Origin of the sequence: Flavobacterium sp. WV_118_3 (genome assembly GCF_039778605.1) — a bacterium.
GTDB lineage: Bacteria > Bacteroidota > Bacteroidia > Flavobacteriales > Flavobacteriaceae > Flavobacterium.
In genome coordinates this window covers 3,655,401-3,671,031 of record NZ_CP156060.1, presented here as the reverse complement: position 1 = coordinate 3,671,031, position 15,631 = coordinate 3,655,401, and the positions used below count along the sequence as shown (strand labels likewise).

9 protein-coding genes are annotated in these 15,631 nt (G+C 42.3%); 1 reads left to right on the top strand and 8 read right to left on the bottom strand.

Translation table 11 applies throughout. The features are described 5' to 3' along the window. Nucleotides 1-9: 9 nt before the first annotated feature. The 8 genes from sprA to ABFU83_RS17010 all read right to left on the bottom strand — a co-directional run bounded on the left by sprA (nt 10) and on the right by ABFU83_RS17010 (nt 13,819). A complete protein-coding gene (gene sprA, locus ABFU83_RS17045) occupies nt 10-7,227 on the bottom strand; it encodes a cell surface protein SprA (RefSeq protein ID WP_347067690.1) in 7,218 nt (2,405 codons plus the stop codon). Between the two features lie 3 nt (nt 7,228-7,230). After that, a complete protein-coding gene (gene ruvA / locus ABFU83_RS17040) occupies nt 7,231-7,812 on the bottom strand; it encodes a Holliday junction branch migration protein RuvA (RefSeq protein WP_136403847.1) in 582 nt (193 codons plus the stop codon). Between the two features lie 94 nt (nt 7,813-7,906). Continuing rightward, on the bottom strand, nt 7,907-10,204 hold the full coding sequence (locus ABFU83_RS17035; RefSeq protein WP_347067688.1) for an NADP-dependent malic enzyme: 2,298 nt from the start codon (nt 10,202-10,204) through the stop codon (nt 7,907-7,909). A 155-nt stretch (nt 10,205-10,359) separates the two neighbouring features. After that, a complete protein-coding gene (locus ABFU83_RS17030; RefSeq protein ID WP_347067686.1) occupies nt 10,360-11,190 on the bottom strand; it encodes a hypothetical protein in 831 nt (276 codons plus the stop codon). Between the two features lie 127 nt (nt 11,191-11,317). Further along, entirely contained in the window at nt 11,318-12,244 is a 927-nt protein-coding gene (queG, locus tag ABFU83_RS17025; protein WP_347067684.1) for a tRNA epoxyqueuosine(34) reductase QueG, read from the bottom strand. A 5-nt stretch (nt 12,245-12,249) separates the two neighbouring features. Further along, nucleotides 12,250-13,272, bottom strand: coding sequence for a Holliday junction branch migration DNA helicase RuvB (ruvB, locus tag ABFU83_RS17020; protein WP_347067682.1), 1,023 nt, complete (start codon nt 13,270-13,272; stop codon nt 12,250-12,252). 45 nt (nt 13,273-13,317) lie between these two features. Next, nucleotides 13,318-13,599: a GNAT family N-acetyltransferase gene (locus ABFU83_RS17015; protein ID WP_347067680.1), complete on the bottom strand. Its 282-nt coding sequence runs from the start codon at nt 13,597-13,599 to the stop codon at nt 13,318-13,320. Between the two features lies 1 nt (nt 13,600). Then, entirely contained in the window at nt 13,601-13,819 is a 219-nt protein-coding gene (locus tag ABFU83_RS17010; RefSeq protein ID WP_347067679.1) for a (4Fe-4S)-binding protein, read from the bottom strand. A gap of 93 nt (nt 13,820-13,912) precedes the next feature. Between ABFU83_RS17010 and ABFU83_RS17005 the strand changes: the two genes are divergently transcribed. Beyond that, a complete protein-coding gene (locus tag ABFU83_RS17005) occupies nt 13,913-15,328 on the top strand; it encodes an amino acid permease (protein ID WP_347067678.1) in 1,416 nt (471 codons plus the stop codon). Nucleotides 15,329-15,631: the final 303 nt, after the last annotated feature.

Here is a 15,631-nt window from a genome sequence, read left to right as displayed (position 1 = left end):
TTTTGCTTATTAATTTCCGAAGTTATATCGCAGTGTAAAACCGGAACGGATATTCGTCATCGGGAACGAAGTCGAGATCACCGCCTGCGAGAACGAATGGTCGTAATAGAAAATCGCTGTCAGGTTTTTACTGAACATATAATCGGCTGTTAATTTTAACGACCAGATATCCTGACCACCAGCCAACTGGTTATTATCGTAATCCAAATAACGAACGATCGTCTGATTTTGACGCAATGTTAAATTCGCTTTCAGGTTAATATCACTACGAATCACACCCATTGGATTATCGGCCAGTTTGGAGTTGATTGTAACATCTTTAAAACGATATCCAAATTCCAGCGTATACTCATTTCCTTTCACTTCGGTTAACAATCCGTTATCGAAACTCAATGATAAGCTTCGGTCTTTTTTCATTTCGGCTAAAATCTTGAATGAGTTTTTCATTTCAAAATCCACTCGCATCAACGGATTAAACTGCTCCACTAAGTTGACATTCGCTACAATTGTTTTCACCGGATAGTTTCCTGTTGTCGGGTTAATAGCATTCGGATCGGCATCGTAATCGAAATTCGAACGGAATGAACTTACCGTATACGAGGCACGATAACCGTGTTGTAATGAGAATCGTTTGAAATTTTCTTTAAAGAACCCATAACGCATCAATCCGGTATATTTTATATTCCAGTTCGGAATTGGCACATCGCGGAAAATTCCTGTTGACACACTTGAAGCGCTTGTTCCGGTATAAGCAGCAAGGAATGCTGGTAATAATACCGCCTGGCTATTTCTTCCAAATCCAACCGGATAACCATCCGGAGTAGTATTATTCGGATCCAGACCTCTTTCGGTTGCCAAACGTCTTGCAATGGTCAATCGGTTTTCTCTAAAATCGTTAAACGCATCCGAACCGGTTTCGTCACTTCTTGAAAACGCTGTTTTAATCAACACTGTTGAAATCGAGAAGTTACCAAAATCGTAAGGCGAACGGGCGTTATAATTTCCGAATGCATCCACATCGTACTGTTCTGAGAAATTCTGCGAATAGGTACGATTCGCATTTAAGTCAATTTTTAAATCATTAAACGGTTCTACCTGTGCGGTAATATCCAATAATTTATTACGCACCTGTGTAAAACTCTGGTTGAATTCCGGATAAGTAGTTAACCATCCGTTTTTGGCTGCTTCATAACGAATATCCGACTGGCTACCCATAATAAATCCTAACGACGGTTGCATGGTTCCGAAGAAACCTACTTTCGGTAAATACCCCGGAAGTACGGTACCACCATTATCGGTATAGTTAATCTGAATATTTTTCACACTGGTTGCCAATCCGATCAAACCGTCGATAATCACATTTGGTTTGTCTTCCGGAGCTTGCTGGATCTGGGTAATTTTCTGACCCGGAACCGGAGCTTTCGGAGCCGGTGTATTCGCTTTTGGCACTGCTTTTCTACGTTGTTTGGTCAGACCGATATACTTATAGAAATTATCCATTGTCAATACCGTATTCAATCGGTGTGACGCTGCATTCTGAATCGTGTTCCCCAAATCGTAACCATCGATCGACGAGAAAGCATCCGACGAACGTTGCCAGTTGTAATCACCGGTATACGTATAGGTCGATTTTACAAAGCTTAAGAACGGCAATTTATTTATCGGCAGATCGTAATTTACGTTTAACTGTTGCGTATGATTGTTTGGCTCTCCGATATCAAAATAGCTATCCCAGATAGTATTTGTCGGATCCGGTATTTTATTTTCATCCAGATAATTTCGAACGATATTATTGGATGACGCACTATAATTAATACGCAATGATTTCGTCAGGTTATAGTTGAATCCGTATTGGTAATTAAAGAAGTAATTTCTTCGGTACAACGGATCGATTCCAATACCATCTACCCCTTCCACTTGTCGGAACTGTTGTCTGTTATACTGACGCAAAATGGTCGAGCTGAATGAAATGGTTGTTGGCAGGTAATTAAAATTAAAATCGCTCAACATCTTCCAGTAGCTGCTTTTCTTCATAAACTTCGTTTTCTTAAACGGCTCCACAGCTTTTGGCTTGAATGTATAGGCATAATCGGCTGAGGTTTTCACCTGCTGATCCACCAAACTTTCCACTTCAAAATCGTGGTGTTCCATTTCGTTAAACGAGTACGACAAGGTTAGATTTTCTACATCATACACGTGCTGTTTCTGTTCCGGTGCCCGGTCTTTTTTCACCCCGATAAAGTTGATACTTTTACGTTTGGTATAATTAATCGCACGGTTGCGGATATTGTCTTTTTCAGCGCCATCGGCAGTTACATCCAACAACTGTTGCAGCTTGATATCCTGATTAAACGGATCGTATTGCGGTGTAATGATCTCCTCACCCACCCCATAGTTAAACGGCAAGTTGATTCCCCATTTCTTTGGCAATAATTTACCGATGTTAATGTTGGTAACGATGTTATATTGTTTGGAATCCTCACGACTTCTTTCGTTAGGTCCCTGTTCTAATGTTCCGAAACCGATGGTACTCATTCTACCGGTTGCCGAAATATTCATCAGGTCGGCAAAGTTGGTATCTAAATTAGCAATAGCCGCCATACCGCCTTTGTTATCCATATCAGACATCCGCAATTCGTTAAACCAAACTTCCCCGCGCACTTCCTGAGTGGAGATATTTTTCACCCCGACCATTAAGGTACGTACCAGACCAAAGTTCGGATTACCTTTAATACCTAATGTCAGCATATTTGGTTTTCCAGACAATGACGGATCCAGGACATCCTCACGTGCATATCCGATACCCGTTAACGGATCCACCGGATTCGGCAGGTTTCCTTGTAATGCGAGTACTTTTAATTTGGTTAACAATTCCAGACTTAAATCGATTTGATTATCCGCAGGCCAGATTTCTTCTGCCGAACGCGACGAGAAAGCCGACGGTTTAAGCGGAATCTCCACCTGGTAGAAGTTTTGGGTAAAGTCGTTACCAAAACGGATAAACGCTACCATCTGATCGGCCATTAACGGTTGTGTTTCGGCCGGTGGTTGCAAAGCTTCGGCGTGAAGGAACATACGTAGTTTTTTAAACTGACGCATATCCACACTTACGTTTTTAAACACCGCTCTGGCATCGCCCGGTTCCAAACCTCCTAATCCCGGAAGGTTCGCATCTTTTTTATAAACACGCAACGATAACGATTGCTCGTTTTGGTTGATAATCGTATTGTTGTTGTATAATTGTTCGCGGGTTACTCCCGGAGGTGTTACATACGGAATTGGCAAACGGTTGCCATTTTCCTGGATGTTTACCGCTACTACGTCAAACCCGGTATTGTCATTTTCGTTTTGTTGTTCGGTTTCGTTTGGATCCAGTGTTCCGGTATAACGTCTCCACTCCCCACGTACCAAATCTAAAGCTCCGAAACGCAATGTGATCTGATCGGAGAAGTTCGACATAAACATTCTCATAAAACGGATCGAACGGAAATCGGAAATTGAACCTTCCTGATTGGCACTGGTTGCTTCCAGAATTGGAATTTTATATAAGATCCAACGTACACGACCGGTACCACCATTGGCAAGGTCAACGTTATTGTTTACCCGAACGTCGGCAATATAATCCTGTCCCACCGGAACTTCACCCGGATAATATTTCACCGGAACTTCGAACTTCCAATACGCATTAATCGTATTCATCGTGTTATCACGGTTGATATCCTCTACATCCGGTAAGGTTGTCGATCCACGGTTGGTATCCGAAACGGCGATTGGCGAGTTCCCCTGAACACCATTATAATTTCGGTAACGCTGAATAATATTTCCTTGTGCATTTAAGAAGTACTGGTAGTTATCGGCAGCGGGATCGGGATTACTGGCAAAAGCAGGGAATTTTGCTGCTTCTTCGGCATCGTTCAATCCATCCAAACCAACATCCTGCGCTTCACGATTCCCTTCATTGGTATCGAACGCATAGATTAGCGATTGCGACGCCGGCACATTCCCCCAAGGACCTTGCGGTTGTACCAGAACCTGGTTCGGCCCTAATCCGTTTTCATAGAATTTTCTTCCGTCTTTTAAGATGTCTTCCGAAATCTCTCCAATATTGAACGTTAATTTCCCTTCATTGGTTGTAATCCCCTGAACATCGGAACCGTAATACGGATCCATCATCCAGAACTGGATATACTCCACATTCGACTGTTCGAAGTTGGTTGAGTTAATCGCTCTCATAATACCACCCCAGTTATTTTGTGGGTTGGCTAAGGAGTTATCAGAAGGATTTGCCAACGGGCTAAAGTTATACGGCCCTCTTTCCTTTGGATAGTAGGTTAAATCGAGTGTATTGACCACCGTACTTTGCCCCTGTGCAATATCCGTAACCGGATATAACTCCTGACTATAAATACGACGGGTACGGTTTGAAGAAATATCATCTACCGATAAACCGGCCGGTAATTGCGACGACGCATAGAAGGTCGGGTCAATAGAATACCATGATAATTTTGCTCTTCGGAAACCATAATCCGGAGCCGTCAATTCGTCTCCGTAGCCCACCGGCGTACTCGCCAACGACCAGGCCTGAGCCGAACGCATATCGATGGTAGTCTGCGAACCTTCGAAGTCATCGATATAAGTTGTCGCTTCCCCGTTAAACTGATCCGCGGTAGAAGCACCCGGTTGTAAATAGGCGATCTCTCCACGGAAGGATAAGTTCGACGGTACATCGGTATCCACATTCGGAAGTTTGTTTACCAAACGGGTAAAGAAGGGTACTTCGGTAGAGAAATTGGTATTTAGACCATAAATGGTATTGTTTACCGACTCCTGACCGTAGTTTGATTTTTGTGTAAACGGACGTTCCGATAATCGTAGGAACGTACCTCCTACCAGGAATTTATCCGAGAATTTGTGTTCCACGTTTAAACCGTAAAAACGTCGGGTTTGCTGACCAAAGATGGCGTTATTCTCCAACGACACTTCAATCGGAATACTGGACGCCTGTAAAGACGGATCCAGGATTTGTACGCGTCCTCTCTGATAATCTACGGTATAATCCACACCTTCAACCAAACGACGTCCACCGGCGGTTACAACAACCGACCCCTGTGGTACGTTAAAGGCTCCAATCGCAATACCGTCCCCTCCCGAGGATTTGAATTTACCTTTTAACTGGAACTTATTTTTATCACTATCCTGTAATGCACCCGCCTGAGTGGTTTTATACAGGTTTCGGAATACATATTTACGCTGGTTGGCATTATAATCGATACCACTGGTTACGTCACCATCATAATTTTCATTTCCGTTGGATCGTAATTTTTCAAAAAGGTGATCCCCGAATGGCTCTACAGTAGTAAAGATGATACGTCCATTTTGCTGATCGACCGTAATACCCGGAACAAAATCGAAGAAACCGTCGCCCCCTACCTGCGGGTCGTTCGTATAATTCAGACGGTCTACATTGAAAACTTTAATCAATGGTGTATTTTCCACATCACCCGGTAATGGAATCGCGGGTTGCGATCCACTGCCCGGACCAGCCGGAACAATATAGTTTAACGGTGATGGGTCGGTATACAAAATATTAAAACGGAAATCTTCCTGCGACAACTGGTAAGCACCCGGGATCTGATAGATATTTTTCATCATCAAATTCCAGATGGGCTGGTTTACGTTGGTCAGGTTACTTTTTAATAATTTTACGATAAGACTTTGTGTCGACGGGATTCCGTTTTGAACCTGTGTGGCATCGATACCATCGGTTCCGAATTCCCCAACCTGGTATACTTTATCCCCGATGGTATACTGGTAGGCTACTGCCAATACTTCGTCGTTTGCCAAACGCTGGTTTAACGAGATGTATCCCAATTGCTGGTGATAGGTATATTCGTTGGACGATAATTTACGCGCATTTTCCAATTTGGCGTAATCTTTACCTTCGACCACGTTATAGGCTGGCACACTAAATCCGGCACTTCCGTTTACAATTTCACGGATACCCGAATTCAGGTAGTTGGTTCCGATCGCTCCGGGATCGAATTTGTTATTTTTATTATCAACAGGAGATCCCGAAGGCTGGTTAAAAAATCCACCGGAAGGGATTCCAATGATGCTGGCATCAGGCACACCCAATTGTTGCGCCTCTCCCAAATCCTGTAACGCCATAATGTTACGCAGGTTGTTATCGGTACCACTAACACGGTTTTGTTTGTTGGTGATCCAAACTTCCACACGGGTAATCTGTACCCGGCTGTTAATTTGCGGATACTGCTTTAAGGCTTCGTCATAACGATTGCGGAAATACTGCGACAGGAAATAGTGTCGGTCGGAATCATAATCCAATGCAAATAACTGGAATTCCTGGATTGTTCCACCACCTTGCGCGGTAACGGTTTTTGTTTGTGATTTCTGTTCGGAGAAAACCCCGGTAATGGTCGTCTTCCCAAACTGGAATTGCGCTTTCACCCCGAAAAGACTTTGCGCGCCACGGATCAAAGAACTGTTTAGCGGCAAGCTTACGTTTCCGACTTCGATCTTTTTAATAATATCGTCTTCGGTTGGTGTATATTCTAATTTAATTAAATTCTGGAAAGCAAAAGTCGACTGGGTATCGTAGTTGGCATTTACATTTAAACGGGTTCCTACTTTTCCTTGTAAACTCAAACTGATTCGCTGGTCGAAATCGAAAGTAAAGGTAGAACGGTTTCTAGGCGAAAATGCCGGGTTATCCTGTTTGGTATACCGCATTCCCAAATCCACTTCAACGGAACCGAGCGGTTTTACGTCGATTGTATTTCCTCCAAAGATGGCTTCGAAGAAATTGGAATTTACATAATATCGCGGTAATAAATCTTTTTTCGCATTTTCGCTACCTTCTTTTTTACCGTCGATAGCACTTGATTTTTTCTTGAAATAGTCTCGCATGGACTCTCGCAACACCAACTCTTCATATTCCTTTGGCGTTAGGATGATCGGGTAATTAATATTAAAACCGTCGAATGTTTTGGTATAGATATACCGGTTGGTTACCGGATCATAGGTATAAGCTTCTACAATACTTTTCGGATTGGAGATATTAAGTTTTCCTACTGAAGAACCGGTTTTAACAGAATCCTGTTCTTCTTCGTCAACCTGAGCCTGGACAGAAAAACAAAAGAATAAAACCAAAATCGTGAGTCCGGTCTTTATCTTCTTAAAAAAATCATGCGAGTAAAATGTTTCCAAGAATTATAAATTTTTTAAAGCTAGTTTAATGATTGATTCCACAGAAGCATCTGGATTATCTTTAACAATTTTATCAACTACTTTTTCGGCTGATTTCCTCAGGAATCCCAAAACCTCCAAAGCTGATAACGCTTCATTTTTATTTGTATTGCTTTCTACTGCCGAAACTTCCTCTAAATTATAAACTTTAAGCACTTTATCCTTCAGATCCAGAATAACGCGTTGCGCCGTTTTAGCCCCGATTCCTTTAATAGACTGGACCGTCGCGACATCGTTATTGGCTATAGCATGGATAATTTGTTGTGGAGGAATAGACGAGAGCATCGTCCGTGCAGTTCCTGCTCCGACACCGGAAACAGAAATCAGTAGTTTAAACAGTTCTCTTTCGGCTTTTTCGACAAAACCAAAAAGGGTATGCGCATCTTCTTTAATCTGAAGAAACGTATAGAGCTTAATATTTTCCGTATCTGGTAATAACGAAAACGTATGGAGCGAGATATGGATCTGATATCCTACGCCATTACAATCTATAATTACCTCTGTTGGCGACTTTTCGGCAAGCCGTCCCTTAATATGTGCAATCATATTGACCCGTATTCGTTATTACCAAAAATAAGAAAAATCTTTTACTATCCTAATTTTATAGTACAAAGTGACTATTTTGTTCCGTTACCCGTAATTATTTCTTTACTGATTGTTGTTTCGACCGCTTCTCTTTTTCCTGAGCATCGACAACCGCAACGGCAGCCATATTCACCATTTCTTCTACACTGGCTCCTAACTGGAAAATATGTACCGGTTTCTCCAATCCTAACATGATTGGTCCGATCGACACCGATTTATACAACTCTTTTATCATCTTATAGGTGATATTGGCGGCATCCAGATTTGGAAAAATCAGGGTATTTACTTTTTTATTCGCCAGTTTTGAGAATGGGAATTTGCTTTTTAGCATATCCGAATTCAACGCAAAGTCGGTTTGAATCTCACCGTCCACAATTAAATCCGGGTGGTTTTTATGCAAATAGGCCACTGCTTCGCGTACTTTGGAAGCGCCTTCATTTTTAGATGATCCAAAATTCGAGAACGACACCATGGCAATCACCGGTTCCATACCGAACATTTTTACCGTTTTGGCGGTCATCAACGCAATTTTAGCCAAATCTTCCGCTGAAGGATTCGGATTGATTGCTGTATCAGCCAGGAATAATGGTCCGCGTTTGGTCATCATCAGGTTGGTTGTCGCAACTCTTGAAACACCAGGTGCTTTTTCAATTAGCTCCAACATTGGTTTTACCACTGTTGGATAACTTCTGGAATATCCGGTTACCAAAGCATCGGCTTCGCCTTCATTGATCATCATCGCGGCGAAATAGTTACGTTCGCGCATCCACTTCTGAGCATCCAATAAAGTTGTGCCTCTTCTTTGACGGGCTTTCCAATATACTTCGGCAAAACGATTTCTTCGTTCTTCCTCTTCTTTGGTTTTCGGGTCGATAATCAACACTTCCTCTTCGAAACCGATTTCCGCTTTTAATTCCAAAATGGTTTCGCGGTTACCCAATAAGATCGGCTGTCCGATACCTTCTTCCAAAACGATCTGTGCTGCTTTTAACACATCCAAGTGGTCGGCTTCGGCAAAAATGACACGCTTCGGATCTGTTTTGGCACGGTTCTGTAACAGTCGTAGCATTTTGTTATCCGATCCCATACGTTCCAATAATTCCTCACGGTATTTATCCCAGTCGGTAATTGGCGCTGTTGCCACTCCTGATTCCATAGCTGCTTTGGCTACAGCCGGTGGAACTTCGGCAATCAATCTTGGATCAAACGGTTTCGGAATGATATAATCTCTACCGAAAATTAATTTGGTTTCGCCATACGCGATATTTACCTGCTCCGGTACGGATTCTTTGGCCAGATTAGCCAAAGCCACTACCGCAGCTTTTTTCATTTCTTCATTAATTTTGGTTGCACGAACGTCTAAAGCACCTCTAAAAATAAAAGGAAACCCAAGTACGTTATTGACCTGATTAGGATGATCCGAACGACCGGTAGCCATAATAATATCTTTACGGGTTGCGATAGCGACGTCATAATTGATTTCCGGACGCGGATTTGCCATGGCAAAAACAATTGGATTCTCAGCCATTCCAACTAACATATCCGGTGTTACGATATCGCCCGAAGACAAACCGATAAATACATCGGCTCCTAACATCGCATCGCCAAGAGAAGCGTATTCTTTATCGGTAGCATATTTTGCCTGCATTTCGGAAACTCTAGGATCTCCTTTACGCAGCGCTCCTTTACTGTTAAACATTACGATGTTCTCCTGTTTAACACCAAACGACACATACAGGTTGGCACAGGCAATAGCTGCCGAACCGGCTCCGGAGATTACCATTTTCACCTCTCCCATTTTCTTCCCGGCCAATTCTACAGCATTTAATAAGGCTGCAGCCGAAATAATCGCTGTTCCGTGTTGGTCGTCGTGCATTACCGGAATATTCAATTCTTCCACCAATCGTCGTTCGATTTCAAACGATTCCGGTGCTTTAATATCTTCCAGGTTGATTCCGCCAAAAGTGGGCGCAATATTTTTAACCGTTTCAATAAATTTATCTACGTCTTTGGTATCCACTTCAATATCAAACACATCAATATCGGCGAAGATTTTAAACAAAAGTCCTTTACCTTCCATAACCGGTTTTGAAGCTTCCGGTCCGATATCGCCCAATCCCAAGACAGCCGTTCCATTGGAAATCACTGCTACCAGGTTTCCTTTGGCCGTATACTTATACACATTGTTTACATCTTTCTCAATCTCCAAACATGGCTCTGCAACTCCCGGGGAATATGCCAATGCCAGATCGCGTTGTGTTGCATATTTTTTAGTGGGTACTACCTGGATTTTTCCGGGTGTAGGTTTCGCATGATATAATAAAGCCTCTCTTCTTTTGCTGTCTTTATGCATAGTTTTTTATTTTACTAACTCACAAAGATAACGGTATGCACATAATTTTAGAAACTTTTAACAGCGAATATTTTAAAAAACCGCGCCCTTTTATAAAGACAGCGGGTCATCTAAAAAGATAACCCGCTGTACAACAATAGGCTAAACAAAATATTTTAAGGCGTACTACTTACTTCTTCTACATAAATTATACATTTAGCTGTAGGCAATGATGCCACCGTACCGCCAGGATTGATAAACATAAATTCCACCCGCCAAAACTTGTTATAATTGATATCATCGACAGTTAGGGTATATTGTCTTTTTTCACTGGTACTTCCTCCTGAATCCTGGATAAATCCGGATTCGCCCCACCAAGCCCAGGTATTTGCCGGTAACGTACGGCTATTCGGATTAACCAGATTTACAGCCGTATTAATTACCGTTCCGGAAGTATAGTTAATTGTACCAGAACCGTTACCATAATTCATCGCAGCAAAACCGGTAAGATCAATACTATTTTCGGTATTATTTCGGATTTGCGGAGAAACCCGTTCGCTTGTCGTCCCACTTGTGGTATTCGGACTAAGAAACAAACGGAAAGAAAAATCCCCGACACTGATTCCATTAAGCTGACCGGCATAAGCACCCACATACGCATATGTTTTAACAGTAGCATTACTACCATTGGAATTGGAGGTTTCGGCAATATTCACCCATTTTGTTCCATTCCAGTAGTGATACCCCGTCGGTATTTCGGCATTGGTTCCCACGGCAGCTGCCGTAGTATTATAAACCAGTAATCCTACCGCCGGATCCCGTATCGTTTCGGTATCGGTATTTGCTGTCAGCGCAACTCTGGACAACAACGTTCCTTTATCATGTCCGGCCACATGAAGCATCGCCGACTCATCAGGATGAGCTGTTCCTATTCCGACTTGTCCCCGGGCATAGGTTGTACAAAAAACAATCAGTAAAAAAGCAATTTGGGAGGTAATTAATTTCATAAGTTAAATTATTAAATGTTACTATTTTATTTATTTAACACAGTAATGTTTCATTTATAAAAAACACCTAATAAATTTAACAAAAAGAAACCAAAAAGAACTTTTTAATGACGTAAAAAACTGACAATTAGTCTTTCAAGAAGTTTAAATTACGAACCAACCCCTCATACTTGGTTCGTTTTACGGCCGAATCCTTAAAAACCTTTCGGAAGGTTTCATCGGTAATCTCCTCCCAGTCTTTTTTCGAAAAAGACAATATGGATTCATTCGGTTTAAGCAACGGCTCCTGATGTGGTTTTGAAAAACGATTCCACGGACACACATCCTGACACACATCGCAACCAAACATCCAGTCGTCAAATTTCCCTTTTACCTCCGACGGGATATTTTCCTTTAATTCGATCGTAAAATAGGAAATACACTTACTCCCATCGACCACATAGGGCGCCACAATCGCTTCAGTAGGACAAGCATCGATACAGGCCGTACATTTCCCGCAATGATCGGTTGTCGCATTGTCGTAATCCAATTCCAGATCTACGATTAATTCGGCGATAAAGAAAAACGACCCCACCTGTTTAGAAAGCAGGTTACTGTTTTTCCCGATCCAACCCAAACCGCTTTTCGCCGCCCAGGCTTTATCCAAAACCGGAGCCGAATCGACAAAAGCGCGACCGGACACTTCCCCGATCTCATTTTGGATAAAAAACAATAACTCCTTGAGTTTTTCCTTGATCACATAATGATAATCCTGACCATAGGCATATTTGGAGATCTTATAACTCCCCATGTTTTGTTTGATTTCCGGATAATAATTCAACGTCAGGGAAATAATACTTTTGGCATCCTCGACCAACAAAGTCGGATCGAGCCGCTTGTCGAAATGATTTTCCATATACCCCATTTTTCCGTTCATCTGGGCATTAAGCCACTTTTCCAGTCGGGGCGCTTCGGCTTCGAGAAAACCGGCACGGGATATGCCACATGACAAAAAACCGAGGCGTTTGGCTTCGGTTTTTATCAATTGGGTATATTTCTCTGTATTATTGATCATGCTAATTAAAACAATCCGCCCTGAACACCGGGACGGATTCTCCCCAGATGATTATAGGCTTTTTCGGTTACTTCGCGACCGCGTGGTGTTCGGATGATAAACCCTTCCTGAATCAGGAACGGCTCGTATACTTCTTCGATTGTTTCGCCGCTTTCGGATACCGCCGTTGCCAGAGTCGACAACCCAACCGGTCCGCCTTTAAACTTATCGATAATTGTAGTCAGGATTTTGTTGTCCATTTCGTCCAATCCGTGTGCATCCACATGCAAGGCTTTCAGCGAGAAACGGGCAATTTCCACATCGATTCTTCCGTTACCTTTTATCTGCGCAAAATCACGAACACGACGGAGTAATGCATTTGCAATACGCGGTGTTCCCCTACTTCTGCCGGCAATTTCGATAGCGGCTTCCATGGTAATTGGCATTTTTAAGATAGAAGCACTACGTTGTACAATCGTCGTTAACAATTCGGTATTATAATATTGTAAACGGCTTTGGATTCCGAAACGAGCCCGCATCGGCGCGGTAAGCAAACCGGAGCGCGTTGTCGCACCAACCAGTGTAAACGGGCTAAGATTAATTTGCACCGTTCTGGCATTTGGTCCACTTTCGATCATGATATCGATTTTAAAATCCTCCATAGCCGAGTACAGGTATTCTTCCACTATAGGACTTAGCCGGTGAATCTCATCAATGAACAACACATCCCGTTCGTCCAGATTGGTCAACAAACCGGCCAGATCGCCAGGTTTGTCCAATACCGGACCAGAAGTGATCTTGATATTTACATCCAGCTCATTTGCCAGAATATTGGCCAGTGTTGTTTTCCCCAAACCGGGCGGTCCGTGGAACAAGGTATGATCCAGTGCTTCCCCTCTAAGATTGGCAGCCTGTACAAACACTTTCAGGTTTTCCAGTACCTGATCCTGTCCGGTAAAATCGTCAAAAGACAGCGGTCTTAATTTTTTCTCTAAATCAAGTTCCTCCGGATTATATCGTTGGTTAGTCGGATCTAAATGCTCATTCATTTGGCAAAGATAGGAAATGTTTGGCTGGGATCAAGCGCATTCTTACTAGGCAACAATCGCTTCCCATTCCGGGTGCCTTTTAATATAGGCCGCCACAAAAGGACACAATGGTACTAATGAATAGCCGTTATCTTTTATATAGTGAAGTGTTTTCAGTACAATCGCATTGCCGATCCCTTTTCCTCCCAATTCGGCCGGCACTTCGGTATGGATGAGGTATATCTTTTTGTCTTTTATTTTATAATCGATAAAAGCGATATGTCCGTCTACTTCCAGTTCGAAGCGGCTTTTTTCTTCATTGTTCACCAACTTGAAATGATCTTCCATTTTATTTTTTATTATAGTAATATGACAAAGCACCCGAAGGGCATTTTTTTATCTGTTCCACAATTTCATCCGAGCCCGCTTTGCGGACTTCGATCCAGGGTCTTACTTTAGCCCGGAAAACTTCGGGTAGTCCACGAACGCAATTTCCGGAATGTTCACATAATTGTTGTTTCCAAACTATGGTAATTTCACCATTGGAATATTCTTTTGGACTTTCCATAATGTCTTGTTTTTGTCTTTATGAAAGTTACAAAAAAAAGCATAATAAAACGCATTTTTCATATATTTATCCTCAATAAATCAACAACAACACATGCAAAAAGAAACCCTAACATTAAAACGGGAATTAAGTCTTCTGGACGGAACCATGCTGGTAGTCGGCTCCATGATTGGCTCCGGAATTTTTATTGTCAGCGCCGGAATTACCCAGAACATCGGAAGCGCCGGATGGCTGATTGCCATTTGGGTTGTATCGGCTTTAATCACCATAACAGCTGCGGTGAGTTATGGCGAGCTAAGCGCCATGTTTCCACATGCCGGCGGGCAATACATCTACCTTAAAGAATCGTATAATAAACTGATTGCTTTTTTATATGGATGGAGCTTTTTTTCGGTCATACAAACCGGTACGATTGCCGCTGTTGGCGTAGCGTTTTCTAAATTTACCGCCTACCTGATTCCGTCGGTAAGTGATACCAATATCCTATTTGAGGTTGGTACGTTTCAATTAAATGCTGCGCAATTGGTTTCGATAGCCACTATTATCTTCCTGAGCTATATCAATAGTAAAGGTGTGAAAAATGGCAAATACATTCAAACGGTCTTTACAATTACCAAGATTGCATCTTTATTCGGATTGATCATTTTCGGTTTTATTTTAGCCGCCAAAGCGGAAATCTGGAATGCCAACTGGGCCGATGCCTGGAATGCGCAAACGTTTAACAAGGATACCAATTCCTGGGTTGCTATTTCGGGATACACACTGGTTTCGGCCATAGCCGCTTCGATGGTTGGTTCATTGTTTTCGAGTGATGCCTGGAATGGGGTTACGTTTATTTCGGGTGAAATCAAACGACCGGAACGAAACGTAGGACTGAGTTTGTTTTTAGGCACCCTGATAGTGAGTGTGATTTATATTCTGGCCAATGTGATGTATGTAGCCGTAATGCCATTAAACGAGATCGCGTTTGCCCCATCAGAACGGGTTGCTGTAGCAGCTTCCCAACATATTTTTGGCGCTACCGGTACGATTGTGATCGCGGTAATGATTATGATTTCGACTTTTGGTTGTAATAACGGATTGATCATGGCCGGATCGCGCGTATATTACACCATGGCTAAAGACGGCCTTTTCTTTAAAAAAGCGGCCGAATTAAACAAAGCAAGTGTTCCGGGTTGGGGACTATGGATTCAGTGCATCTGGGCGTCTTTTTTATGCCTTACCGGTAAGTACGGGGATTTATTGGATTACGTAATGATTATCGTAATTATCTTTTATATACTGACGATATACGGAATCTTTATTTTACGCCGCAAAATGCCGGACATGCCACGTCCGTACAAAGCATTTGCCTATCCGGTGTTGCCGGCATTATATATTATTGTAGCAACCGCCATATGCGTGGCTTTATTGATCGACAGAACCAGTACCTGTGGTTGGGGCGTTTTGATTATGCTGGCCGGAATCCCGGTTTATTATCTGACGAAACAGAAAGAGATCAAAGAGTAAAGAACAAAGAAAAAGATACAAACCTGCCGGATCTTTATCCGGCAGGTTTTTTATTTTACAAACTACAGTTTACTTTCTAAAAAAATAAATAAGATATTCAAGCTGGCATACTTTACTCTTTTCTCTTTTACACCTGACAGGTTTTGAATACCTGTCTGGTGTTTATCCTGAAAATCTTTAGATCTTTCTCGGCATAAACACCCAATCATTTTGACGTTATAGCATTCCATAATTAGATTATACTGATCGAAATTCTCGTTTACTAACTTCCATAACGTACGACATCCAACAAGGTTTTGAAAA